This window comes from Curtobacterium uvaldense, assembly GCF_028307415.1.
Taxonomy (GTDB): Bacteria; Actinomycetota; Actinomycetes; order Actinomycetales; family Microbacteriaceae; genus Curtobacterium.
The window spans coordinates 81519-106817 of the sequence record NZ_JAQMHU010000004.1 but is presented as its reverse complement, the minus strand read 5'-3'; the positions used below and the strand labels follow the sequence as shown (position 1 = coordinate 106817).

Here is a 25299-nt window from a genome sequence, read left to right as displayed (position 1 = left end):
CAGACGACGGGGTACTCATGCGATCTCCAGTTCATCAAGGGGCAGGATGCCCATCTTCGAGACGGGGGGCTTCCACCCGTGGTTGTTGGATCGGCCAGCGATGTAGTTGCCTACCGAACCGATGCCCGAGCATTCGGCCAGGACGCTCGGACTCGTGATCGGTTTCGAGTTCCTGCCGAGATCGTCCCGGTCGAGCAAGGCATGCAAGCGCGCGCGTCGGTCTTCGTCACCGACCGCTGCCCAGGGACTCGCCGCGAGCGTTCGCTGCAATCCGGTACCTGCGGAGTTCATCGGCACGATGATCGTCATGAACAGTCCGGGCTCGGATCTGGGACGGGGATCCTCGCGGTAGGTCGTTGCACGGCTGGCCAGCCGCGGCTTGCCGAGCGTGGCATCGGCGGCATCACAGATTGCTCGAGCAACGTGCCGGTTCGGCGAGAAATCCGCGAAACGAAGAGTTGCTCTCCGCCATGTCGAATCGATGGCGACGGTTGGTTCGTGAAGGGGTTCGCATCCTGGCGCGGAGGAGAGTCGATGAGCGAGTCGGCCTCGAAGGAGACCGGGGTCCACCGTTGCGAGATGTCCTCGGGGGCCCTCCGCGAAGGTCACGAACGTCAGCAAGGTGGTGGAGACCTGCGCGCTCAGCTCCGAGGTCGCTGGCAGACCCGAGGCGGTCCAGCGTCGATCCGGAACCATGCTCCGACCGTCGGAGTCCACCGTGACACGAACCTCCGAGTTCGAGGTGATCGGGTACAGGTCTGCCGCCGACGATCGTTCTCGAGCACGCGCGGCCTCACTCGCGGATCCGAGCCCGATCCAGAGGTCGTAGGCATCGAAGAAGGGCCGGATGTCGGCGTAGGGTGCACGAGTCGTGATCCGCATGGTGCCCTCCCCTTCTGCCTGCACTGACGTCAGGAAGTGGAAGGCAGCAGCTCCGCGGATGCTCGCGCTGGTGCGCCAGGCTTCGAGGACCTGTGCCGCGGAGCCGACCCGCGCGATGTCGACCTCGATCCGCCAGTCGTGCGCGTCGAGTCGAGTGATGAGCGACGCGCCCACGTTGCGGTACTCGTTGGTCTGCGTCACCGATTCGAAGAGCGGCACGCTCCACAGCCTGCTCACCTGCATACCCGCCCAATCGCGCGCCTGCAGGCCGACCCCGTCAGGGCGACGATCGAGAACGAGATCGAGCGTTTCACGCATCGAGCACCTCGAAGGGCAGATTCGTGCCGCTCAGGAACTCGACCGCGCGATGGGCAGCAAGCGCAGCGACCACAGCATTGGTCGTGGCCAGGGAAGCATCCGTTCCGCAGAACGACGTCTCCGGCCCCGGCGCGTGCGAGACGGGGTAGATCCGCCCCTGCCGTACTCCGACCCCAGCGATGAGGAAGGGCACTCCGAGTCCGGCCGCCGCAGCCGCAACGTCTCTGGAGATGTCCACGGGGTCATCGATCGCCACGATCAGGAGTGTCGGGTCGAACGAGCGGATCAGCTGGCGGAGCTGGTCGTCTGCTCGCACGCGTGTGTGCAGCGTGTCGCAGCGTGCTCGGGTGAGTCGGCTCTCGACGTAGCGTTGCGCAGCGACGACCTTCGGCAATCCGACATCACTGTAGGTGTACAAGCTCTGTCGGTTGAAGTTGCTCTCCTCGACGACGTCCTGGTCAACGAGGAGGTAGTCCCGCACCCCGACCCCGACCATGTGCCTGAGGAACTCGGATCCGGTGCCACCAAGGCCGAGGAGCAGCAACCGGGCCCGTTCGAGCCGCGCTTGGATCGCAGCGGAATCGTCGCCGAACGCGTCAAAGTACTCGAGCTGCCGGGCACATCGCCCAGCAATGTCGCGGTCACCGGGCGATCGCATGACAACGCCGAGTCGTTCGAGTTCGCGGATCACACGCTCAACCCGATGAGACGGCTCCTCGGCAAGCCGGAGCGCGTCGAGCAGGAGTTCGACGCCGCCGGGCATACGAACGGTGAACTGCCGGGCCTCACCAGCGAATCGGAGTTCGTCCGCCTGGGTGTGGATGATCGACCAGCCAGGCCGGACCTTGTACGAGTTCATCAGTTCTCTCGGTTCAAGGTGCTGGGAGGACGAAACGACCCTCCCAGCACCGGAATCGTCCTACGTGCGGACCGTGATCAGGTGCGTTGCGTTGTCGAGCTCTTCGATGTAGAAGACGTCGTCGGTAATCGGCTGCTTGTCGTCGTTCATGGTCACCTCCTCCCGCTGAAGTCGATCCAACGTATTGTGTTTCACATTGAGTACGCAACCCGGTCCGAGCGCGGGTGATCGGCCTGGCGTGTGGCGCATGGACCTCGAACTCACCGGCCGTGTCGCCCTCGTCGTCGGCGGACGGGGGTACATCGGCTCCGTCGTCGCCGAGACCCTGCGTCGCGAGGGCGCCCGGGTCGTCGTCGCGTCGCGGAACGCCGACGGGGACGACGCCGTGGCGATGGACACCGCGTCGCAGGAGTCGGTGGACGCCGGGGTCGCCCGCGTCCTCGACCAGCACGGACGCATCGACGTCCTCGTCGTCACCGCCGCGCCGGCGGCCGGGACCCTCGACCCGGAGCGTGCGTCGGACCCCGATCAGGTCGCCGCGGCGATCGACGGCAAGGCACTGGGCTTCCTCCGGGTCGCGAACGCCGTGCTGCCCGTGCAGCGCGAGGCGGGCTTCGGCCGCGTCGTGGTGGTGAGCGGGCAGAACGCCTACCTGTCCGGCAACGTCACGACCTCGCTCCGGAACGCGGCGACGAGCATCATCGCGGGGAACCTGGCCGACCAGTCCGTCGGCACGGGGGTCACCGTGAACGTGGTGAACCCCGGTGCGGTGACGGACGATCCCGCCAGGACGGTGCAGCCCGGGGCCGGTGGCGAGTCCAGCCCGCAGCAGATCGCCGACCTCGTCGCGTTCCTGTCGTCCCCGCGCTCGGTCGTCAGCGGGGAGTCGGTGTCGATCGGGCACCGCGTGCTGGGACAACTGACGATCTGACGGGTTCGTCCTGCAGGACGACCCCGTTCGTCCCTCCGCACGATGCCCGACGACCTGGTCGACCGACAGGCTCGGTGGCATGGAGAGCTCGACCAAGCACGTGATCGCCACCCTCGCCACCTGCGCGGCGATCATCGTCGTCACCGCGGTGGCCCTCGTCGCGATGTCCCCCGTGCCGTGAGCCCGCGTCGTGCGATGATCGAGCCGTGACGGACCGGCGCACGTTCCTCCGGCCGATGCGGACCCGGTCGGTCGTCGTCGACCTCCTCTGGGCGGGCCTCGCCGCGCTGGTGTCCGCCGCCCCGATCGACGTCGAGCTCGAGCACGCCAGCCCCCTCGCGGTCGCGATCGCCACCGTCGCCATCGCCGTCCGCCGCCTCTCGCCGAGCGCGGCGATGACCGCGACCGTCGCTCTGGGCGCGGTGCAGGTGGCCGGCGGCGAGCGACCGTCGTTGGTCGACCTCGCCATCGCCGTCGTCATCGGCACCGTCGCCGTCGTCGGGACGCGGTTCGAGGCCGTGCTGGCCGGTCTGCTCGCCGTGGTCGCCGGGGCTTCGGCGTCGATGTACCTCTCCACGACCGGTTACCGCTACGCACTGCTGCTGAACGGGCCGCGTGACCAGGTCGTCCTCGTCCTGGCCGCCCCGGCACTCGTCCTGCTCTCCTTCTGGGCGGCTGGTCTCGCCGGTCGGGCGATCCGGTCGCAGAACGCCGAGGCCGTCCGGCGCGCCGACGCCGAGGCTGCCGCCAGCCGGGCGGAGGCGGTGGCCAACCGTGCCGAGGCCGTGGCCACGCGCGCGGTCGACGAGGCCGAGGCGGAACGCATCCGTGCGGACATCGCCCGCGACGTGCACGACGTCGTCGGCCACTCGCTCGCGGTCATCATCGCGCAGGCGGACTCGGTGCCCTTCCTCGACGACGAGGCGCGGATCCGCGAGGTCAGCGCCACCATCGCCAGCACCGCCCGGAGCTCCCTGGTCGAGGTGCGACAGGTCCTCGGGCACATCGACGGGTCGGACACCGCGAGCGACCCGACGTCCTTCGAGGAGATCGTCCGCGGCATCCGCGACGCCGGGGTGGACGTCGAGCACGCCGTGCGCGGTGTCGCCCGACCGCTCGGCGCGGTGCACGGCACGGCTGCCCGCCGGGTCCTGCAGGAGATGCTCACGAACGCCCTCCGGCACGGGGCACCGGGCGGTGCCGTCGAGGTCCGGGAGACCTGGCGGTCCGCCGACCTCGTGCTCGAGGTGGAGAACGCCGTCCCGTCGGACGCGCTGCCGGTCGGGCCCGGGCTCGGGCTCGAGGAACTCGCCGCGGCGGCCACCGGCGGCGTCCCCGTCCGCGCGACCGCGACCGCGACCGCAGGACAGCCGACCGCGACCGCCGAGCAGCCGACGGTCACGTCGACCCGTGGCTCCGGCCGGGGCCTGACCGGCATGCAGACCCGACTGACCACGATCGGCGGGTCGTTCGACGCCGCCGTGCTGGACGCCGTGTTCGTCGCGCGCGCCCGCATCCCGTTCGACGTCCGAGGGGGGACGACCCGATGACCGACCCGATCCGCATCCTGCTCACCGACGACCAGGCGCTCTTCCGGGCGGGCCTGCGCGTGGTGCTCGACGCGCAGCCCGACATGCAGGTGGTGGGCGAGGCCTCGGACGGCGCCGAGGCCCTCGACCGCGTCCGGGAGCTGCGGCCCGACGTCGTCCTGCTCGACATGCGCATGGCCGGGATGGACGGCGTCGAGACGGTGCGCCAGCTGTTCTCCGGCGCCGTCCCGGGGCCGCTCCCCCGCGTCGTGGTGCTCACGACGTTCGGCCTCGACCCCGCTGCCGCCACCGCGATCCGGCTCGGTGCGAGCGGGTTCCTGCTCAAGGACACGACACCGCCGTTCCTGTTCGCCGCGGTGCGGGCCGTGCACGAGGGCAGCTCGGTGATCGCCCCGAACGACCTGTCGCAGCTGTTCGGCGCCGACGTCGACCGAGCCCCTGCTCCCCAGCCCGAGGCGTTCCAGACCCTGACGGACCGGGAGCGCATCGTCTTCGGGTGGGCGTCCCGAGGGCTCTCGAACGCCGAGATCGCGGCGAAGGAGTTCGTCACCGAGTCGACCGTCAAGTCGCAGATCTCGAGCATCCTCGGCAAGCTCGAGCTCCGCGACCGGGTGCAGCTCGTGGTCTACGCGCACGACCACGGCCTGGCGGGCGCCCGGGAGGGGTGACCGGCGACCCGGTCAGGAGGCCAGGGCCGCCGCCTCGTCGAGCACCGCACCGACCGCCGCGGGTTCGTGCGCGAAGCGCCCGAGGAACACTCCGCCGATCCGTCCGCGTCCCCGGGTGAGCAGCCCCGGTCCGGCGCTGCCGCCGTAGACCACCCGCGACCCCGCGAACGCCGGCCGGGCCGCCAGGGACTGCTCGATCCCCTCGAGGACCCCGACGACGTGCTCGTGCGGCGCCGGCTCGGCGGCGCCGATCGCCCACACGGGCTCGTACGCAACGGTGACCCGTCCGGTCGTCCCGGCCTCCGCGGCCACCGCCAGCGCCCGGTCGAGCTGCCCGGTGACCTCCGCCACGGCCTCCGCACGGGAGGCGCGGACAGCTTCGCCGACGCACACCAGCGGTTCGAGGTGGTGCCGGAAGGCCGCGTGCACCTTGCGCGCGACGACGTCGTCCGTCTCGTGGAACCGGGAGCGCCGCTCGGCGTGCCCGATCTCGACGAGGTCGACGCCGATCTCGCGGAGCTCGGCGCCGGACACCTCGCCGGTGGACGCGCCCTCGTCCGACGCCGACAGGTCCTGCGCGGCGAGCCGGATGCCCGACCCGGCGAGCAGCTCGCGCACCGGGACGAGCGCGGGGAAGGTCGGCGCGACGAAGAGCTCCACCGCGCCGGCGGCGACCGCGGGGTGCCGCCGGGCGATGTCCGCCACCGCGCTCGCCCACGAGAGCGTCTGCGCGTGCGAGAAGTACATCTTCAGCGACACCCCGACGATCGTCATGCGCCCGGGTCCGTCCCGTCCCCAGGGGCGTCGGTGCCGACCGGCGCGGAGCCGTCGTACTCGCAGATCGCGGCGACCTTCTCCGCGCTCGCGCTCGACGGGTCGAACGTGTACCCGAGCCACTCCTTCGCCATGCGCCGGGCGACCTCGATGCCGACGACCCGCTGGCCCATGCAGAGCACCTGGGCGTCGTTCGACAGCACCGACCGCTCGACGCTGAACGAGTCGTGCGCCGTGACGGCCCGGATGCCGGGCACCTTGTTCGCGCTGATCGCGACGCCGAGCCCGGTGCCGCAGACCAGGATCGCCCGGTCGGCCTCGCCGTCGGCGATCATCCGGGCGGCGTCGACGGCGACGTGCGGGTACGCCGTGTGGCCGTCCGCGTCGACGCCCACGTCGACCACGCTGGCCACGCGGTCGTCGGCCTCGAGGTCCCGCTTGATGACCTCCTTGTAGTCGAAGCCCGCGTCGTCCGAGCCCACCACCAGTCGTAGCGTCATGCTCCCGTTCCTTCCTCGTCGATCGTCGCCGCCAGGGTCTCGACGACGAGCGCGAAGGACACCGCGCCCGGGTCGGGGGTCCCGACGGCCTGTTCCGCGTGCGTCCGCGCGCGGCCCTTCCGCGGCAGCAGGTCCGCGCTGGCGTCCGCTGCCCGGCGGGCGGCGTCCACCGCCGTCCGCCACGCGGCGCCCAGGGCATCGCCGGCCTCGAGCCGGCGCCGCAGTTCCTCGTCGAAGGGGACGAGGGCGTCCACCGTCGTCTTGTCGCCGGGCACGGCCCCGAAGGCCAGCACCGCCTCGGTGGCGGCCCGCACCGCGTCCGCGACCGTCGCCGACGTCGGACGCGCGTCGTCCCCGACGACGCGACCCAGCGCCTCCAGGGCGGCACCCCAGATCGCACCGGACGTCCCGCCTGCCCGGTCGGACCAGGCGTCACCCGCCACCCGCAGGAGCGTCCCCGCCCCCGCACCCCGGGCGAGCGCGTCCGCGGCGGCGGTGTCCGCCGCGTGCGAGCCGCGCTGCATCCCGATGCCGTGGTCGCCGTCCCCCGCGACCTGGTCGATGCGGCCCAGTTCGTCCGCGTGGTCATCGAGCACCGCGCGCACGGCGCTGATGCCCGCTGCGATCCGACCGGCCGCGGCACGCGAGTCGTCGCTCGCCGGACCGATGACGATGCCCTCCTCGTCGGCGGCGACCACGTCCTCGGCGACCCGCTCCTGCGGGACCGCCCCGCCCTTGCGGAAGGCGGGCGTGTCCGCGGGTGCCGACCACAGCTCCTCGAGCTCGTCATCGAGCCAGAACAGCGTCAGCGAGACCCCGGCCATGTCGAAGCTCGTGACCAGCTCGCCCACCTCCGGCTCCACGATCGCGACACCGGCGTCCCGGAGCCGTCGCTGCACCGAGCCGTAGACGACGAAGAGCTCCTCGTACTTCACGCTGCCGAGCCCGTTGAGCACCGGGACCACCCGGGCGCCCTCGACCGTGACGCCCGCGGGCACCTCGTCGAGCAGCCGTTCGACGAGCAGCGCCGCCAGACCGTCGGCGCTCGGCACGTCGGTCTCGTCGATGCCGCGTTCACCGTGGATGCCCATGCCGATCGCCATCCGTCCCTCGGGCACCTCGAACAGGGGCTCCTCGGCACCGGGCAGCGAGCAGCCCGAGAACGCGACGCCGAAGCTCCGGGTCCGGTCGTTCGCGCGGGCCGCCACGGCGGTGACGTCGTCGAGCGGGCGCCCCTGCTCGGCCGCGGCCCCGGCGACCTTGAACACGCAGAGGTCGCCCGCGATCCCGCGCCGGTCGGCCTCGGCACCGGCCGGTGCGGACACGACGTCGTCGGTCACCCGGACCGTGCGGACGGGGATGCCCTCGTCCTCGAGCGTGCGGGCCGCGGCGTCGAAGTTCAGCACGTCGCCGGCGTAGTTGCCGTAGCTGAGCAGCACGCCGCCACCGTGCTCGGCGGCACGGCAGACCGCGGCGACCTGCTGCGCGGACGGGCTGGCGAACAGGTTCCCCATCGCCGCGCCGGCGGCGAGCCCGTGCCCGACGAGACCGCCGAACGCCGGGTAGTGCCCCGAACCACCGCCGATCACGACGGCGACCGTGCCGTCCGGACTGGTGGTCGCGCGGGCGACACCGCCGTGCACCCTGCGGACCCACCGCTCGTTCGCCGCGACGAAGCCGTCGGTGGCCTCGTCGGCGAAGGCTGCCGGGTCGTTGTACAACCGGGTCATCGCGTCGTCCCCTTCGTCGAGGTGGTGGCCACGTGCGAGGTGTCGAGCAGCTCGTCGGCCTTCGCGCCCCGGAAGAACCTGGTGCAGGAGATCATCACGGCGGCGACGAACGCCAGGACACCGAGCGACACGATGCCGAAGGCCCCGCTGTCGGTCGGCACCGCCTCGTTGATCGCGGTGCGCATGATCGGGGCGACGAAGCCACCGAGGTTGCCGAGCGAGTTGATCAGGCCGATGCCCGCGGCCGCCGCCGCACCGGTGAGGAACGCCGTCGGGTAGGCCCAGGTGATCGGGCCGACCGCCAGGAAGCTCGCGACGGCGAGGGTGATGAACAGGATGCCGAGGACCGGCTGGCCGTTCGCACCCGCCCACGCCGACCCGAGGATGGACAGCCCGGTCGTGATGTAGAACATCGTCCCCCAGCGGCGGCGACGACCCACGGTGTCGGCCTTCGACCCGACGAGGTAGCAGGCGACCAGTCCGACGAGCCACGGGATCGCCGCGACGAGGCCGACCTGCCAGCCGACGTCCTGCCCGAGCAGTGACGACACCTGCTGCGGCAGGTAGAACGTCGTGCCGTACACGGCGACCTGCAGGCAGAAGTAGATGATCGTGAAGTACCAGACGCGGCCGCTCGCCATCGCCTTCCAGATGCCCTTCGGGCCGTCCTCGTTGCGGGCGGTGTCCTCACGGGCCATCGCCGCGGTGAGCGACTGCTTCTCCCCCGGTTCCAGCCACTTCGCCTGCTGCGGGCTGTTCGTCAGGAAGAACAGCGCCGCGACACCGGCCAGCACCGCGAGGATGCCCTCGCCGAAGAACATGACCTGCCAGCCGTGGAACGGGGTGACCTGGTCACCGACGCTGATGAGCCCGCCGGACAGCGGTGCGCCGATCATCTGCGAGAACGGCTGCGCGAGGTAGAAGATCGCGAACATCCGCACGCGGACCTTGTTCGGGAACCACTCGGACAGGTACATGATCACGCCCGGGAACAGTCCCGCCTCGGTCACACCGAGCAGGAAGCGCAGGACGATGAACATCGTGTCGTTCGTCGTGAACGAGAACAGTGCGGCGACGATGCCCCACGTGACGGCGATCCGGGCGAGCCAGAAGCGCGCCCCGAAGCGCTTGAGCAGCAGGTTGGACGGGATCTCGAAGATCGCGTAGCCGATGAAGAAGATGCCGGCGCCGAGGGCGAAGGCCGCGTCGGAGATGTTCCGGTCGACGCTCAGGGCCTCCTCGGCGAAGCCGACGTTGGTGCGGTCGAGGAAGGCGACGAAGTACAGGATGACCAGCATCGGCATGAGGTGCTTGGTCGCCTTGGCGATCGCGGACCTCAGTGCCGGGTCGTGGGTGGACCCCAGGGCGGGGCTGCTTGCGGACACGAATCGCTCCTTCGCGATCATGAGTGGTCGTTCTGGTGGTCGGAGCCGTCGGCTCCGGTGCGTGCCGTCGGGTTCAGTGCATGTAGAGGCCGCCGTCGACGTTCAGGGTCTGACCCGTCACGAACCCGGCGTCGGCGCTGACGAGGTAGGCGACCGCGGCGGCGACGTCCCGCGGCGTGCCGATGCGCGGCATGACACCGTCGGCAGCCATCTCGGCCTTGCGCTCCTCGGAGAGGGTGCCGCCCATGATGTCGGTGTCGATCGGGCCGGGCGCGATGGCGTTCACCGTCACGCCGTGCTGCCCGAGCTCGCGGGCCATCCCGCGGGTGAGGCCGATCACGCCGGCCTTCGCGACCGAGTACGGCGTCTTGCTGAACGTCCCGCCGCCGCGCTGCGCGGAGACCGACGACAGGTTGACGATGCGGCCGTACCCGTTCCGCACCATCGACTCGGCTGCCCGGAGACCGGCGAAGTGCACCCCGTCGAGGTTGATGCTCAGCACCCGGTGCCACTCCCCCTCGGGCAGGTCGAGGTAGGCGTGCGCCGACGAGACACCCGCGAGGTTCACGAGTGCCGCGATCGGCGGGAGCCCGGCCTCGATGGTGTCGAAGGCGGCCCGGACGGCGGCCTCGTCGGCGACGTCCGCGCCCGCGCCGACGGCCTGCACGCCGTGCTGCTCGCGGAGTTCGGCGGCGACGGCCTCGCTCGCGGCCTGGTCGAGGTCGACGATCCCCACGTTCCAGCCCTGCTCGGCCAGGTGGTGGGCGGTCGCACGGCCGATGCCGCGCGGGGACGCCGCGCCGGTGAGGACGACGGTCTGCTGCTCGTTGCGCATCGCGTGCTCCTTCAGTGGATCGGGGCCGGGCCGAGCTCGTCGAGGAGCTCCTGCATGGCGACGTAGGCCCTGTTCCGGTAGGCGACGAGCTCCGGCGTGCGGTCGGCGGGCACGTCGAGGTAGCCCGATCCGGTCTTCGTGCCGAGCTCGCCGGCGTCGACGTGCTGCTGCAGCGTCGGCGGGGTGGCGAAGCGCTCGGGCCAGCGGGTCTGCAGCGACTCGAAGCAGAACGCGTAGACGTCGAGTCCCGCCATGTCCGCGATCGCGAACGGGCCGAAGAAGGGCAGGCGGAACCCGAAGGTCGTCCGGACGATCGTGTCGATGTCGTCGGGGCTGGCGATGCCCTCGTCCGCGATCTTCGATGCTTCCTCGAACAGGGCGTACTGCAGGCGGTTCAGCACGAACCCGGTCGAGTCCTGCACCCGTGCGGACTGCTTGCCGGTCGCCGCGACGACTGCTTCGCCGACGGTGACGGCGTGCTCGCCGGTGGTGGGGTGCGGGATGAGCTCGACACCGGGGATGAACGGCGCCGGGTTCGAGAAGTGCACGCCGAGGAAGCGCTCCGGACCGGTGACGGCCTCGGCGAGGCTCTCGATGAGGATCGTCGACGTGTTCGAGCCGATGACGGCGTCGGGTCGGGCGGCGGCGCTGATCCGACGCAGGGTCTCGTGCTTGATCGCGAGCTTCTCGGGGACCGCCTCCTCGATGAAGTCGGCGTCCGCGACGGCGGCCTCGATCGACTCGGCGGCACTGAGGTGCGCGGTGACCCGCTCGACGGCGTCCTCCGGGAACAGGCCGTCGGCGACGAACTGGCCCGTCTCGCGGATCAGCCGCTCGAGGTTCTGCTGCGCGATCTCGGCCGAGACGTCGGCGATGCGGACGGTGTGACCGGCGAGGGCGAGGACCTGGGCGATCCCGCCGCCCATGTACCCGGACCCGACGACGGCGATGTCGAGGGTACTCATCGGACTGCTCCTCCGTGCTTCGTGCCGATGCTCGTCGTGGCGAGCACCGACCGGATGTACTGCTGGTTGGTGGCGCAGACGCCGAGGCTGTCCCCGCCGTACTGCTCGGTCATGACGATCCCGCGGAAGCCGTCGGCGACCGCGTCCCGGAGGACCTGGCGGTAGTTGATGAGCCCGGTCTCCATCGTGCTCGGCGCACTCGTCGCCCAGCTGCCGTCGCCCGCCTCGTCGCGCGTGTAGTTCTTCACGTGCAGGTAGTTCGTGTGGGGCATCGTCTTCGCGAAGAGCTCCCGCCAGTCCTCGACCGGACGGTGCAGGCGGACGAGGTTCGCCACGTCGGCGTTGAGACCCACGGTGTCGAGCCCGATCTCCTCGACGAGCCGGACCGCGCTGTCCGCGGTGCCGAGGTACGTGTCCTCGTACAGTTCGAGGGCCATCGGCAGGCCGACGCTCGCCGCGTGCTCCCCGAGTTCGCGGAGGCGTCGGACGGCCGCGTCCCACACGTCGGGGTCCTCGGGGTCCTCCGGCCCGGGAGCCGTCCAGAACCAGAGCGCGCGCTGCTGGGCGTCCGAGAACGGCTGGTGCAGTCCGGTCGAGAACACCTGCATGCCCCACTCGGCCGCCGCGTCGATCGTGCGGTGGGCGTAGGCGAGGTTCTCCTCCTCGTGCCCGGGCTGGATCACGCTCCGACGCTGCAGGTGCACCGACGGGATCCCCACGCCGTGGGCCGCCGCGACCGCGAAGAGCTCGTCGCGCCGGGACCGTTCGAGGTCCGCGGGGCGGACGTGGCTGTCGGCCAGCTCGGCGAGCGAGAAGCCCGCTGCGGCGATCTGCGCGAACACGTCGTCCCACACCTCGACGGGGGCGTCGTGGAAGGCGGTGCCGTCCCGCGTGACCCGGTCGAAGCCGTGCAGGCAGACGGCGATCGGCCACGTCCGGTCGGTCCAGCTGTCCGGGTCCCAGTCCTGCTCGACCCAGTCCTGCGGTGTGCTCACGGAGTGCTCCCTTGCATCACGCGGTTCATCCTCGAACCTCTTTCCTATAGGAAAGATACTCGCGCTGAGTCAGAGCGCAACCCCGTTCCGTCAGGCGGAGTGTGACGCGTCGGCCCGGGAGCGCACCCGCACCGCGTCGATGTGGTGCCGCATCGCCGCCACGGCCGTGGGCGCGTCCACGGCGAGGGCATCGAGGACCGCACGGTGCTCGGCGACCGCCCGCTCGGTGTCGTCGTCCCCGCCCTCGACGATCTGCCGCATGCGGTGCACCCGCGTCGTGATGATCGCGGACATCTCCTCGAGGAAGGGGTTCCTCGTCGCGTCGAACACGAGCTGGTGGAAACGCCAGTCGGAGCGGAAGAACCGGGCCATCAGCTCCTCGGACGCGCGGCGGGCGCCGACCCGGGCGACCTCGGCGGCCACGGCCTCCTGCTCGGCGAGCGCCGCAGCGAGCCGCTCCCGCAGCACGGCCACGTCCCCGCGTGCCGCGAGCTCGACCGCCCCGCTCTCGACGATGAGCCGCGCGTCGAACAGCGCCTCGAGCTGGTCGCCGGCGAGCGGCGGCGCGACGCGGTACCCCTTGTTGGCCTCGCGCGTGACCAGGCCGGTCCGCTCGAGCTGCACGAGGGCCTCGCGCACCGGGGTCGGGGAGACGCCGAGCGTCCGGGCGAGACCGTCGATCGACAGGCGCATCCCGGGCTCGACGTCGTGCCCCATGAGCACCTCGAGCACCCGGTCGTACACGCGGTCGCGCAACCCGATCTGGGTGATCCGCGCGGAGCCGAAGCCCGGCATCGTGCTCGTCATGCGGTCGATCCTAGAGAGTGCAGGGTCCCGCGACCTGCGCGTCCCGCGGCGGCGGTGGCCGGTGTGCGCCGGCGCCGGGCACCGGTGGCGATCGTCAGTACCGGGCGTCGATGCCCAGGGCGTCCCCGAGCCCGAGGCTGCGCTGGGCGACGTCGCACGGCGCGGCCGCGGGCTTCATGACGAGGGCCGACGAGGCTGCGGTGTGCCCGAGGCCGTACGCGTGCCCCCACTCGTGCGTCGCGACGCCGCGCAGGTCGTACCGGTTCCCGGAGCACGTCGCCGTCGACGACCACGCGTACCGGGTCGAGTAGCGCTGGTCCGCCTCGACCGCGATGCCGTCCTGCGACCACACGCACGTGGTCGCGAGCGTGCCCGCGGGCAGGGAGCCCCAGCCGGTGACGCTCCGACGGTCGGGGTCGCCGCAGCCCCCGGTGCTCGAGACCGCGGGGGTCCTCGCCGTCGTGCTGACCCAGGTGTTCGCGGCACTCGACGTGATCGAGCGCCCGCAGGTCCCGAGCCGTCCGCTCCACGCCGTCGCACCCGCGCGGATCGCCACGCGGTCCGCCGCCTTCGCTCCCGTCGGGTTCGACCACCACCGGACGTCCCTCGTCCAGCGGTACGCCAGGAGCGTGTAGGACCGGTCCGTGCAGCTCGAGGCCGCCGATCCGGTGCCGGTCGTGGCCGCACCCGCACCGGCGCCGTGCCCGGCGGCGACGCGGCCCTCGCGCAGTGCGAGCACCCGCCGGACGGCAGCAGGGGCGCCGGACCAGCGGCCGTCGACCGCCACGGCGATGCCTGCCGCGCCGGTGTTCGTCACCGAGGCGTCCCCGGGGTCACCACCGGTCGTCGTCGCCACCGGCAGCGCGGTCACCGTCGTGCCGGCGTCGGGCACCGCGAAGACGCGACCGTCGGGGAGCACGACCGAGCCGGACGCGACGACGCAGCCACCGGACAGCTCGGCGACCGTGATCCGGTCACCGCGGCACGACGGCGCGGCGTGCGCGGGGGCGACCCCGACGCTGGTGGTGACGACCGCGACGAGCGCGGTCCCGAGTGCGACCACGGCAGCGGTCACGGACGACGTCCGCATGGGTCCTCCAGGAGCAGGCGCACCGGCACGACCCGGTACGACGCCGATCAGTGTGCGGAGAGCGGCAGCGGAGGGGCAACCCCCAGAACGGGCAGGCCGGCGGTCACCACGGGGTCGGTGGGCCGACCCGGTCGGCGCGCCGAGGCGGACCCGATCCGTGCACGGCTGCGGCCGACGGACGGAGGTGGGACGAGCCTCCAGGCCGGTCGTGGGGAGCATCGGCGCCGGAACGCGGAACGGCCCCCGGATTCCTCCGGGGGCCGTTCCTCACCTGGTGCGCGAGGGGGGACTTGAACCCCCACGCCGTTTCCAGCACACGGACCTGAACCGTGCGCGTCTACCAATTCCGCCACTCGCGCCAGCCCGGCAACACTAGCACGCGACGGAGGGTGCCCGTGACCACGCACAGACGGGCACGAGCGCCACCCACTACCATGCAGTGGTCCCTGACCGACGAACACGGAGACACATGGGCCTCTTGGACAGCTTCGAGCGAGGGTTGGAGCGCGCCGTCAACGGCACCTTCGCGAAGACCTTCCGCTCCGGCGTGCAGCCCGTCGAGATCTCCAGCGCGCTGCGGCGGGAGCTCGACACGAAGGCCGCCGTGGTCTCCCGCGAGCGGATCCTCGTCCCGAACGAGTTCACGGTGCGCCTCGCGCCGCCGGACCACACGCGGATGAACGACATCGGGCGCCCGCTCATCGACGAGCTGTCGCAGATGGTGCAGCAGCACGCGGTGGCCCAGAACTACTCCTTCTCCGGACCGGTCTCGATCACGCTGCAGCAGGACGGCACGCTGTCCACCGGCATCCTGCAGGTCGACTCGTCGACGGTGCAGCGTGACGTGGCGTGGGTCGCCGTGCTCGACATCGGGTCGCAGCGCCACCGGCTGCACCGCGGCCGCACCGTGATCGGGCGCGGCACCGACGCGGACATCACCGTCGCCGACACCGGGACGAGTCGGAAGCACGTCGAGATCATCTGGGACGGCAAGCACGCGCAGGCCAACGACCTCGGGTCCACGAACGGGTCGAAGCTGAACGGCGAACGCTTCCAGCAGGCCATCGTCGAGCCGGACTCCACCATCGAGATCGGTCGTACCCGTATGGTGTTCCGGGTGATCCCGGAGAACGACGGAGGTGCGCGATGACCACGGGCCTGACCCTGCTCGTCCTGCGCTTCGCCTTCCTCGCGGTGCTGTGGCTGTTCGTGTTCGTCATCGTCTTCGCCCTGCGGAGCGACCTGTTCGGCCAACGCGTCCGCACCATCCCTACCGACCCGAAGGCCGGAGCGTCCGCACCGACGACGCCGACCGTGCCCGCCGCCGCAGCTCCTGCAGCCGCAGCGCCCGGCGCGTTCACGGAGCTGATCGGCCAACCCGCGGGCCCGACACAGCAGCAGTCCGGCTCCGCACCGTCGACCGGCGTCGCGACGCGCCTCGTCATCACCGAGGGCTCCCGCGAGGGCATGGAGATGCCCCTCGGCGGCGGTCCGATCACCATCGGACGCTCCAGCGAGTCGAACGTCGTCATCCGCGACGACTACACGTCGACCAACCACGCCCGCCTCGACCTCCGCGGCGAGGGTTGGGTCCTGTCCGACCTCGAGTCCACGAACGGCACGTTCGTCAACGGTCAGAAGGTGACCGGCCCCGTGACCATCGCGGAACGGACGCCGATCACGATCGGGACGACGACGTTCGAGCTGCGGCGGTAACCGGGACATGACGGCTCGCACGCTGAGCGCCGCTGTGTCCCACGTGGGGCGCATCCGCGCCAACAACCAGGACTCCGGCTACGCCGGCACGCACCTCTTCGCCGTCGCGGACGGCATGGGCGGCCACGCCGGCGGCGACGTCGCGTCCGCGATCGCCATCCGCCGCATCCGCGAGGTCGACCGCGAGTTCCCCTCCGCGCACGATGCCGAGTTCGCCCTGCAGTCCGCGCTCATCGCCGCGAACCAGCTCATCACCGAGACGGTGTTCGAGCACCAGGAACTCACCGGCATGGGCACCACGGTGTCCGCACTCATCCGGGTCGGCGAGCAGATCGCCATCGCGCACATCGGCGACTCCCGCATCTACCGCCTGCGCGACGGCGAGCTGCAGCAGATCACCTCCGACCACACCTTCGTGCAGCGCCTCGTCGACAGCGGTCGCATCACGCCGGAGGAAGCCGCCGTCCACCCCCGGCGCTCGGTGCTCATGCGCGTGCTCGGCGACGTCGACGCCGCCCCCGAGGTCGACACCGCCGTCATGGACATCCAGACCGGCGACCGCTGGCTGCTCTGCTCGGACGGTCTGTCGTCGTACCTGGCCGAGGAGCGGATCCGGCACGCGCTCGCGTCGACCATGGACGCGAACCAGGTGACGCAGCGCCTGGTCAAGGAGACGCTCGACCACGGTGCCCCGGACAACGTGACCGTCGTCGTGATGGACGTCACCGACACGGAACCCGAGGACGACGACGCCGCCGCCACCACGGTCGGTTCCGCCGCGGCACCCCTGACCTTCGAGGCGTCGACCGGTCGCAAGCCGATCCGCCTCCCCACGATCCTGCTCCACCCGCTCAAGGTGAGCGCCGTGCCGGAGGACTCCCACTTCGAGCCCGAGTCCGACCAGTACTTCGCCGAGCTCATCGCCGAGGACCGCCGTCGGCGCATCCGACGCCGCGTGGCCTGGTCGATCGCGCTCGTCGTCGCCGTCGCGGCCCTCGTGGGGGCGGTGTTCCTGGGCTGGCGGATCACCCAGGCGCACTACTACGTCGGCACCGACCGCGGCACGGTCGCCATCTACCAGGGCGTGCAGCAGTCGATCGGGCCGATCGCGCTGTCGGACGTCTACGAGGACACCGACATCTCGGTCACGTCGCTCCCGGACTACACGCGCGAGAACGTGCGGTCGACGATCAACGCGACCTCGCTCTCCGACGCGCGCGACATCGTGGACCGGCTGCGGAAGGCCGCCGAGACCGGCCAGGACCAGGCCGGCACGGGCGGCGATGCGGACTCGTCGCCGTCGCCCACCCCGACCCGGTCGGGGTCACCGTCGGGCAGCGCCTCGCCGTCCGGCAGCGCCTCGCCGTCCGAGAGCCCGGGGGACGGCCGATGAGCACCGCGACCGCGCAGTCCTTCACGCAGGCGATCACCATCAAGCTGCGGGAGCCGGCCCGGGCCCGGAACCTCGAGCTCGTGCTGCTCGTCATCGCGTGCGGCATCTGCGCCGGCGCGATGGTGCTCGTCCAGCTCGGCACCAAGGGCCGCATCTTCGACACCGGTGTGCTCTGGGTCGGCGGCGGGATCCTCGGCCTCGCGCTCGTCATGCACGTGGTGCTCCGCGTCGTCGCGAAGCACGCGGACCCGTTCGTGCTGCCCATCGCCCTGGTGCTCAACGGCATCGGCATCGCCGAGATCTACCGCATCGACGTGCACAACGGCCTGACCGGCTGGGACGCGATCGGCGTCAAGCAGATCGTCTGGACGATGCTCGCGATGGTCCTGGCGACGATCACCGTCGTCGCGGTCCGCAACCACCGCTTCCTGCAGCGCTACCGCTACATCTTCATGTTCGCGACGATCGCGCTGCTGCTCCTCCCGATGCTCCCCGGCATCGGGGAGAACGTCGGGGGCGCCCGCGTGTGGATCCGCATCGGCCCGTTCTCGTTCCAGCCCGGCGAGCTCGCGAAGATCACGATGGCGCTGTTCTTCGCCGGGTACCTCGTCACCGCCCGGGACTCGCTGTCGATCGTCGGCAAGAAGTTCGCCGGCATGACCTTCCCGCGCGCCCGTGACCTCGGCCCGATCCTGGTGATGTGGGCGTCGGCCATGGCCGTTCTGGTGTTCCAGCGCGACCTCGGTACGGCGCTGCTCTACTTCGGCCTGTTCCTCGTGATGATCTACGTCGCGACCGCCCGGCTCGGCTGGGTCGTCATCGGGCTCGGGCTGTTCGTCGGCGGTGCCCTCGTCGCGCAGTCGGTCCTGGTCTACGTGCGGGGTCGCTTCGAGCAGTGGCTCGACCCGTTCGACCAGGCGATCTTCGACCGACAGACCCAGGGCAGCTACCAGCTCGTCCAGGGCCTGTTCGGCTTCGCGAACGGCGGGATCACCGGTACCGGCCTCGGTCAGGGCCGCCCGTACATCACGCCCGTCGCCAACGCGGACTACATCGTCGCGTCGCTCGGCGAGGAACTCGGGCTGATCGGCGTCTTCGCGATCCTCGCCCTGTTCATCGTGCTGGCGTCGCGGGGCCTCCGCGTGGCCTTCATGGCGCAGGACGACTTCGGCAAGCTGCTCGGTGTCGGCTTCGGCTTCATCATCGCCCTGCAGGTGTTCGTCGTCGTCGGCGGCATCACCCGGATCATCCCGGTGACCGGTCTGACCACACCATTCATGGCCGCGGGTGGCTCGTCGCTCATCGCGAACTGGATCATCGCGGCGATGCTGCTGCGACTGACCGACTCGATCCCCGCAGAACAGCGCGTCCAGCAGGGCGCGGTCCCCGCCGCCCGTGGCCGTTCCGGACGCGGTGCGACGACCAGGAAGGAGCGCACCCGGTGAACCGACAGCTCCGCGGCGTCTCGACCGTCATCGTGCTCATGTTCGTCGCGCTCTTCGTGTCGACGACCTCGATCCAGTTCTTCGCCGCCGACACCCTGCGTGCCGACTCACGGAACTCCCGCACGATCCTGGACAGCTACTCGACCAAGCGCGGCGCGATCCTGGTCGACGGCAGCCCGATCGCCGAGTCGACCCCCTCGGACGACCAGTACCAGTACCAGCGCAAGTACACGAACGGTGCGCTGTACTCCGCCGTGACCGGCTACTTCACGATCGGCCAGGGCAACACGGGCATCGAGAGCGCCGAGAACGCCGTGCTCTCCGGCAACTCCGACGCGTCGTTCTTCCAGAACCTCAACGCGATCCTCACCGGGCAGGACGTCCAGGGCGACAACGTCAACCTCACCATCGACCCGGACGTGCAGCAGGCCGCGTACGACGCACTCGGCGAGAACAGCGGTGCGGTCGTTGCGATCCAGCCCAGCACGGGCAAGATCCTGGCGATGGTGTCGAAGCCGGCGTACGACCCGAACGCCCTGACCTCGCACGACACCGCGCAGGTCAAGCAGCAGTACGACGCCCTGCTGCAGCAGACCCCGACCCCGCTGCAGAACCGGGCGATCGGCGGCGACCTGTACACGCCGGGATCGGTCTTCAAGCTCGTCGTGGCCTCCGCCGCGCTCAAGGACGGCAAGTACTCGCTCGACTCCGAGTTCCCGAACCCGTCGCGCCTGCAGCTGCCGGGCACCAGCTCGTACATCAACAACGCCGAGGGCGGCTCCTGCGGCGGTGGCGACACGGTCAAGCTCCGGACGGCGATCCAGTTCTCGTGCAACATCCCGTTCGCCGAGCTCGGCCAGAAGCTCGGGTACGACACGATCAAGTCCGTCGCGGACGAGTACGGCTTCGGTGACGCGATCGAGGTCCCGATGCGCGCCACCGCGAGCCAGTACCCCGACGTCGACTCGACCGCCCAGCTCATGCTGAGCGCGTTCGGGCAGGCCAGCGTGCGCGTCTCGCCGCTGCAGATGGCGATGGTGTCGGCCGGCATCGCGAACGGCGGCAAGGTCATGCAGCCCTCGCTCGTCGACTCGATCACCACGAGCGACCTGAAGACCGTCGAGTCGTTCTCGCCGAAGCAGTACAGCGACCCGCTGTCCGGCTCCGAGGCCGCCGACCTGACCGAGGCGATGCAGAGCGTCGTGAGCGGCGGGACCGGCACCAATGCCAAGATCGACGGATTCGACGTCGCCGGCAAGACGGGTACGGCGGAAGGCGGTACGGGTGATCCGTACACGCTGTGGTTCACGGGGTTCGCCCCGGCGAAGAACCCGGAGGTGGCCGTCGCGGTCGTCGTCGGGAACGGCGGCGGACTCGGGCAGTCCGGCGTCGGCAACACGGTCGCGGCCCCGGTCGCGAAGAAGGTCATGGAGGCGGTGCTGAACAAATGAGACCCACCAGCGGACTCACCTTCGGTGGGCGGTACCAGCTCTCCTCGCGGGTCGCGATCGGCGGCATGGGTGAGGTGTGGCAGGCGACCGACCTCGTCATCGGCCGGACCGTCGCACTCAAGATCCTCAAGGACGAGTACCTCGGCGACCCGGGCTTCCTCGAGCGCTTCCGCGCAGAGGCGCGCCACGCTGCCCTCGTCAACCACGAGGGGATCGCCAACGTCTTCGACTACGGCGAGGAGGACGGCAGCGCCTACCTGGTGATGGAACTCGTCCCGGGCGAGGCCCTGTCCACCATGATCGAGCGGGAGCACACGCTGCCGGTCGACAAGGTGCTCGACATCGTCGCCCAGACGGCGAACGCCCTGCAGGCCGCCCACGCCGTCGGCCTGGTGCACCGTGACATCAAGCCCGGGAACCTGCTCATCACGCCCGACGGCCGTGTGAAGATCACCGACTTCGGCATCGCGCGCATCGCCGACCAGGTCCCGCTCACCGCGACGGGCCAGGTGATGGGCACCGTCCAGTACCTGTCCCCGGAGCAGGCGAGCGGCCACCCGGCATCGCCGTCGACCGACATCTACTCGCTCGGCATCGTCGCGTACGAGTGCCTGGCCGGGCGTCGTCCGTTCACCGGCGAGTCCCAGGTCGCGATCGCGATGGCGCACATCAACGAGCAGCCGCCCGCGCTGCCCGGTGACGTGCCCGAGCCGGTCTCGGCACTCGTGCTGTCCTGCATCGCCAAGAAGCCGGCGGACCGTCCGGCGACCGCGGCGAACCTGGCCCGCGCGTCCCAGGCGCTGCGGCGCGGGGACGTCGCCGCAGCGACCGTCGCCGTGCCTGCAGTCGGCGGCGCGGGCACTGTCGCGTTCAACCCGCCGCAGCGTCCGGGCAACGACGCGGCGACCGCGCTCATCGGCACGCAGGCCGGAGCCGTCGCCGGCCCTCCCGGCACACCGCGGTCACCGGCAGCGCCGGAGGACGAGGAGCCGACCAAGAAGCGCGCCTGGATCTGGTGGCTCGTCGGGGTCCTCGCAGTGCTCGTCATCGGTGGGGTCATCGCGGCCTTCGCGCTCGGCGGCTCCGACGATCCGGACCCCGCACCGACGTCGGCCTCGGCCGCGCCGACCAGGTCGACGCCGACACCGACACCGACCACGGCACGGGTGTTCCTGAACAAGAGCGACTACGTCGGCCGCAGCGCCGACGAGGTCCGGAACGAGCTCCAGGGCCGCGGCTTCGAGGTCACCGTGCAGGACGGCAGCCCCGCGCCGACGGCAGAGCAGGCCGGCACCGTCGCAGACCTCACCCCGACGGGCAGCGTCGTCGAGGGCACCCTCGTCACGCTCACCCAGTACACGACCCCGCCGACGGCCAACAAGCCGAACACCCCGACCGCGGGGACGGTGTCCGAGTCCGGCCAGGTCACCTTCAGTTGGTCGGGCGCGACGTGCCCCGACGGCTACGACGTGTCGAAGTACACGTGGACGGTCACGGGCGGCAAGGACGCCTCGGGAGCCACCTCCGGGGACACCAGCTCGACGGCCGTCACCATCCAGGCGGACGCCGTGAACGACGAGGTGTCCTTCACCTACACGGTCACGTGCGGCTCGCTCGCTGCCTCCGAGTCCTCGGACGCCGCGACGGCGACGTGGGAACAGGCCGAGGACCCGACGCCCTCGGGCACCCCGACCCCGACCCCGACGGGCCCGCAGGACGCCAACTGATCGTCACCCGAACGGGGGCTGTCGACACCGTTGTGTAACGGTTCGTCGGCAGCCCCCGTCGTCAGCGTTCGGGCAGGAACCCCTGCCGTACACTTGCCCGGACGAACATTCGGAGGAGTACGTGCCAGAAGGTGTGACCGCGGGGATCACGCTCCTCGCCGACCGCTACGAGATCGGTGACGTCATCGGTCGTGGGGGCATGGCGACGGTGCACGTGGGCACCGACACGCGACTCGGTCGCAAGGTGGCGGTGAAGCTCCTCAAGCCGAGCCTCGCCACGGACCCGACCTTCCGGATCCGCTTCCGGCAGGAGGCCCAGGCGGCGGCCCGCATGGCGCACCCGACGATCGTGCGCGTCTACGACGCGGGCGAGGAGACGGTCACCGAGCCCTCCGGCGCCCAGGTCCAGGTGCCCTACATCGTCATGGAGCACGTCGACGGTCGCGCACTCTCCGACGTGCTCGACGACGGCCCGCTCGACCCGGCCGAGGCGGTCCGCATCACCGAGGGGATCCTCACCGCCCTCGAGTACTCGCACCGCGCCGGCGTGGTGCACCGCGACATCAAGCCCGCGAACGTCATGGTGACGCACAGCGGCCAGGTCAAGGTGATGGACTTCGGCATCGCCCGTGCCATCACCGACACGTCCGCGACGGTCGCGCAGACGACCTCGATCCTCGGGACGGCCTCGTACTTCTCGCCGGAGCAGGCCCGCGGTGAGACCGTCGACGCCCGGACCGACCTGTACTCGACCGGCGTGCTGCTCTTCGAGCTGCTCACCGGCCGCCCGCCCTTCGTCGGCGACTCCCCGGTGGCCGTGGCCTACCAGCACGTGAGCGAGCAGCCGGTCGCGCCCTCCACGCTCGTGCCCGAGGTGTCCCCGGCGCTCGACGCGGTGACGCTGCACGCCCTGGTGAAGGACCGCACCCGTCGGTTCCAGACCGCCGCGGACTTCCGGACCGACCTGCAGCAGGCCGCCGCCGGCAAGGTCCCGGTGTCCACGCGAACGCTCCAGCAGAACGCGGCACACGACGCCTCCACGATGCTCTTCGGCGTGAACCCCCGCACCACCTCGAACCCTGCCGTCGCGTTCCGCGAGCTCGACGACGACGCCGCTGACCACCGACCCCAGCGCACGCAGAACCGCCCTCCGGTCGCCTGGATCTGGCTCGGCATCATCCTCACCGCCGCCGTCATCGCGGGCGTGGTGTTCTTCGTCGCGAACCTGCAGCCCGGCAAGGCACCGGTGTCGTCGTCGGTGTCCGTACCGAACGTCGTCGGCGCCACGTGGGACTCGGCGCGGACCGAACTCGAGAAGCGAGACCTCAGCGCCGTCGAGGTCGGCGAGAACTCCGACGACGTCGCCAAGGACACGGTCATCCGCACCGAGCCCGGGGAGGGCACGAACGTCGCCCGCAAGCAGAGCATCCGCGTCGTCGTCTCCCTGGGACCGGAGCAGGTCGCCGTCCCGGACGTCGCCAACCAGACGCAGGACGCGGCGGAACAGGCCCTGAAGGACGCCGGGTTCGCGGTCGGAGCGATCAACAGCGACTACTCGAGCGACGTGCCCGAGGGCACCGTGATGAGCAGCGACCCGGGCAGCAGCACGCAGCTGACGAAGGGTTCCGTCGTCAACCTGACGGTCTCCAACGGCAAGGTGCAGATGCCGGACGTCACGCAGCAGCCGATCAGCGCCGCCAACGAGGCACTCGCGAACCTCGGGCTGAAGGTCGTGGCGTCCCCGACGTACACCTGCACGGGCAGCACCGTGGTGCAGCAGAGCGTGCCGCAGGGCGACGTCGCGCAGGGCAGCACCATCACGCTGACGTACTGCGCAGCCTCGGCACAGCGGCCGTCGCAGGCGCCGTCCGTCCCCGACCGGGGTGGCGACGACAGCAGCGGTAGTGACGGTGGCGGCGGCAGCGGGACCGTCCAGGGCGGCGGCGCCGGACAGTAGTCCGCTCCGTCACGTCGGCTGCGGCGGGCGTCCGTCCGTCGGCCTGGAGGCACGCGGCACCATCCCAGCGCACGTCACCTCCGCGGGTGGTCACCGCCCGTCGATGGGCGGTCTGCCCGACGGTGCGGTCCGTCGAGCGCGACCGGTCGACCGCGGCCGGCCACACCGGACGCGGCGGCGGTAGTACCGCGCCGGCGTCAGGACCGGTGTTCGGCGATCAGCGGGTTGAGCGCTGCGGCCCGCTCGGCAGCACCGGTCAGACCGGTGGTCTCGAGCCAGTTGCCGACCATCCGGTACCCGCCCTCGGTGAGGACGGACTCCGGGTGGAACTGCACGCCGTACACCGGGTGGTCACGGTGCTGCACGCCCATGATCACGCCACCTCCGGTCCGCGCCGTGACCGTGAGCTCGTCGGGCACCGTCCCGTCGACGATCGCGAGCGAGTGGTACCGCGTGGCGGTGAACGGGTGCGGGACACCGGCGAAGAGCACGCTGTCGTTGTGGTCGACCTGCGAGGTCTTCCCGTGCATCAGTTCCTCGGCGTGGGTCACCGTGGCGCCCATGGCTTCAGCGATCGCCTGGTGCCCGAGGCACACGCCGAGCAGCGGGGTCTCGGCGTCGACGGCCGCACGCACGGTGGGGATCGAGACACCGGCGTCCGCGGGGGTGCCCGGCCCGGGCGAGAGCAGCACACCGTCGTAGTCGGCGATGCGCTCGGCGATCTCGTCCTCGGGGAACGCGTCGTTCCGGACGACGTCGGTGTCCGCGCCGAGCTGCTGCAGGTAGCCGTTGAGCGTGTAGACGAAGCTGTCGTAGTTGTCGACGACGAGGATCTTGGTCATGGTCGGATCACCGTACTCGTGGGGGATGTGCGCGGGCTGCTGAGGGTCTTCCCACAGACGTGGTCACGGTAGGATACCGGCCATGGCCAAGGACAAGGACCGCACCAAGCCCGCCCGGAGGACCCGAGCCGACTCGGTCGACACGGCGGGCGACCAGCCCAACCCCGTGTGGTTCAAGCCGGTCATGTTCGGCTTCATGCTCATCGGGCTGGCCTGGGTCATCGTCTTCTACATCTCGAACACGACCCTGCCCGTACCGTCGCTCGGGTCGTGGAACATCCTGATCGGCTTCGGGATCATGTTCATCGGGTTCCTCATGACCACGCGGTGGCGCTGACCGCCGCCCAGCATCTCCCGACGCCCGTCGTACCGCCCGGTACGGCGGGCGTCGTCGTTCGTCCCGGCCTGTCCCCTCCCGGCCCGTCCTGTCCCGGCCCGTCCCGTCTCGGCCCGGATTCCTGCTCGCTGTCCACAAGCCC

The 25299-nt window shown here is 71.0% G+C and carries 23 protein-coding genes and 1 tRNA gene; 11 read left to right on the top strand and 13 right to left on the bottom strand.

The annotated features are described in order from the left end of the window. Positions 1-15: 15 nt before the first annotated feature. Positions 16-1200, bottom strand: a complete 1185-nt coding sequence (locus tag PIJ49_RS04000) for a hypothetical protein (protein ID WP_271825910.1) — start codon at positions 1198-1200, stop codon at positions 16-18. Further along, positions 1193-2059, bottom strand: coding sequence for a ThiF family adenylyltransferase (locus PIJ49_RS03995; protein WP_251161087.1), 867 nt, complete (start codon positions 2057-2059; stop codon positions 1193-1195). The genes PIJ49_RS04000 and PIJ49_RS03995 overlap by 8 nt, the downstream gene beginning before the upstream one ends. Before the next feature lie 247 nt (positions 2060-2306). Between PIJ49_RS03995 and PIJ49_RS03990 the strand changes: the two genes are divergently transcribed. The 3 genes from PIJ49_RS03990 to PIJ49_RS03980 all read left to right on the top strand — a co-directional run bounded on the left by PIJ49_RS03990 (position 2307) and on the right by PIJ49_RS03980 (position 5208). Beyond that, complete coding sequence (locus PIJ49_RS03990; RefSeq protein WP_209684734.1) at positions 2307-2990, top strand: SDR family oxidoreductase; 684 nt, start codon at positions 2307-2309, stop codon at positions 2988-2990. 206 nt (positions 2991-3196) lie between these two features. Continuing rightward, complete coding sequence (locus tag PIJ49_RS03985) at positions 3197-4540, top strand: sensor histidine kinase (RefSeq protein ID WP_251161086.1); 1344 nt, start codon at positions 3197-3199, stop codon at positions 4538-4540. Then, a complete protein-coding gene (locus PIJ49_RS03980; RefSeq protein ID WP_066651190.1) occupies positions 4537-5208 on the top strand; it encodes a response regulator in 672 nt (223 codons plus the stop codon). The genes PIJ49_RS03985 and PIJ49_RS03980 overlap by 4 nt, the downstream gene beginning before the upstream one ends. 12 nt (positions 5209-5220) lie before the next feature. Here the strand turns inward: PIJ49_RS03980 and PIJ49_RS03975 are convergent, their stop codons facing one another. The 10 genes from PIJ49_RS03975 to PIJ49_RS03930 form a co-directional block, all read right to left on the bottom strand. Then, positions 5221-5982: a triose-phosphate isomerase family protein gene (locus PIJ49_RS03975; protein ID WP_271825909.1), complete on the bottom strand. Its 762-nt coding sequence runs from the start codon at positions 5980-5982 to the stop codon at positions 5221-5223. Continuing rightward, entirely contained in the window at positions 5979-6482 is a 504-nt protein-coding gene (locus tag PIJ49_RS03970; protein WP_271825908.1) for a ribose-5-phosphate isomerase, read from the bottom strand. Before PIJ49_RS03970 ends, PIJ49_RS03975 begins: the two co-directional genes overlap by 4 nt. Beyond that, positions 6479-8212: a dihydroxyacetone kinase family protein gene (locus PIJ49_RS03965; protein WP_271825907.1), complete on the bottom strand. Its 1734-nt coding sequence runs from the start codon at positions 8210-8212 to the stop codon at positions 6479-6481. Before PIJ49_RS03965 ends, PIJ49_RS03970 begins: the two co-directional genes overlap by 4 nt. Then, on the bottom strand, positions 8209-9597 hold the full coding sequence (locus PIJ49_RS03960; RefSeq protein ID WP_271825906.1) for an MFS transporter: 1389 nt from the start codon (positions 9595-9597) through the stop codon (positions 8209-8211). The genes PIJ49_RS03965 and PIJ49_RS03960 overlap by 4 nt, the downstream gene beginning before the upstream one ends. A gap of 73 nt (positions 9598-9670) precedes the next feature. Then, positions 9671-10432 carry an SDR family NAD(P)-dependent oxidoreductase gene (locus PIJ49_RS03955; RefSeq protein WP_066651176.1) on the bottom strand — a complete coding sequence of 254 codons (762 nt, stop codon included), beginning with the start codon at positions 10430-10432 and terminating at the stop codon, positions 9671-9673. A gap of 11 nt (positions 10433-10443) precedes the next feature. Further along, on the bottom strand, positions 10444-11397 hold the full coding sequence (locus tag PIJ49_RS03950) for a 3-hydroxyacyl-CoA dehydrogenase family protein (protein WP_209684749.1): 954 nt from the start codon (positions 11395-11397) through the stop codon (positions 10444-10446). Further along, the gene (locus tag PIJ49_RS03945; RefSeq protein WP_271825905.1) at positions 11394-12392 is read right to left on the bottom strand and encodes a sugar phosphate isomerase/epimerase family protein; all 999 of its coding nucleotides are present in this window, start codon (positions 12390-12392) and stop codon (positions 11394-11396) included. The genes PIJ49_RS03950 and PIJ49_RS03945 overlap by 4 nt, the downstream gene beginning before the upstream one ends. A 90-nt stretch (positions 12393-12482) precedes the next feature. Then, the gene (locus tag PIJ49_RS03940) at positions 12483-13199 is read right to left on the bottom strand and encodes a GntR family transcriptional regulator (protein ID WP_209684753.1); all 717 of its coding nucleotides are present in this window, start codon (positions 13197-13199) and stop codon (positions 12483-12485) included. 94 nt (positions 13200-13293) lie between these two features. After that, a complete protein-coding gene (locus PIJ49_RS03935) occupies positions 13294-14289 on the bottom strand; it encodes a matrixin family metalloprotease (RefSeq protein WP_271825904.1) in 996 nt (331 codons plus the stop codon). Between the two features lie 272 nt (positions 14290-14561). Next, positions 14562-14648, bottom strand: a tRNA-Leu gene (locus PIJ49_RS03930). Between the two features lie 110 nt (positions 14649-14758). Here PIJ49_RS03930 and PIJ49_RS03925 point away from each other — a divergent pair. From PIJ49_RS03925 to pknB, 7 genes are all read left to right on the top strand, one after another. Next, positions 14759-15439: an FHA domain-containing protein gene (locus PIJ49_RS03925; RefSeq protein WP_066651163.1), complete on the top strand. Its 681-nt coding sequence runs from the start codon at positions 14759-14761 to the stop codon at positions 15437-15439. Then, positions 15436-16005 carry an FHA domain-containing protein FhaB/FipA gene (locus PIJ49_RS03920; RefSeq protein WP_066651161.1) on the top strand — a complete coding sequence of 190 codons (570 nt, stop codon included), beginning with the start codon at positions 15436-15438 and terminating at the stop codon, positions 16003-16005. The genes PIJ49_RS03925 and PIJ49_RS03920 overlap by 4 nt, the downstream gene beginning before the upstream one ends. A gap of 7 nt (positions 16006-16012) precedes the next feature. Further along, the gene (locus tag PIJ49_RS03915) at positions 16013-17398 is read left to right on the top strand and encodes a Stp1/IreP family PP2C-type Ser/Thr phosphatase (protein WP_066651160.1); all 1386 of its coding nucleotides are present in this window, start codon (positions 16013-16015) and stop codon (positions 17396-17398) included. Next, complete coding sequence (locus tag PIJ49_RS03910; protein WP_251154392.1) at positions 17395-18843, top strand: FtsW/RodA/SpoVE family cell cycle protein; 1449 nt, start codon at positions 17395-17397, stop codon at positions 18841-18843. The genes PIJ49_RS03915 and PIJ49_RS03910 overlap by 4 nt, the downstream gene beginning before the upstream one ends. Beyond that, entirely contained in the window at positions 18840-20294 is a 1455-nt protein-coding gene (locus PIJ49_RS03905; protein WP_271825903.1) for a peptidoglycan D,D-transpeptidase FtsI family protein, read from the top strand. The genes PIJ49_RS03910 and PIJ49_RS03905 overlap by 4 nt, the downstream gene beginning before the upstream one ends. Then, a complete protein-coding gene (locus PIJ49_RS03900; protein WP_066651142.1) occupies positions 20291-22021 on the top strand; it encodes a protein kinase domain-containing protein in 1731 nt (576 codons plus the stop codon). Before PIJ49_RS03905 ends, PIJ49_RS03900 begins: the two co-directional genes overlap by 4 nt. A gap of 121 nt (positions 22022-22142) precedes the next feature. Beyond that, entirely contained in the window at positions 22143-23978 is a 1836-nt protein-coding gene (gene pknB, locus PIJ49_RS03895; protein ID WP_268746763.1) for a Stk1 family PASTA domain-containing Ser/Thr kinase, read from the top strand. Between the two features lie 197 nt (positions 23979-24175). On the opposite strand, the gene PIJ49_RS03890 is transcribed toward pknB, so the two are convergent. Further along, positions 24176-24820, bottom strand: coding sequence for an anthranilate synthase component II (locus PIJ49_RS03890; protein WP_271825902.1), 645 nt, complete (start codon positions 24818-24820; stop codon positions 24176-24178). An 82-nt stretch (positions 24821-24902) separates the two neighbouring features. On the opposite strand from PIJ49_RS03890, the gene PIJ49_RS03885 reads away from it, so the two are divergent. Beyond that, entirely contained in the window at positions 24903-25157 is a 255-nt protein-coding gene (locus PIJ49_RS03885; RefSeq protein ID WP_022907010.1) for a cell division protein CrgA, read from the top strand. The last annotated feature ends 142 nt before the right edge of the window (positions 25158-25299 follow it).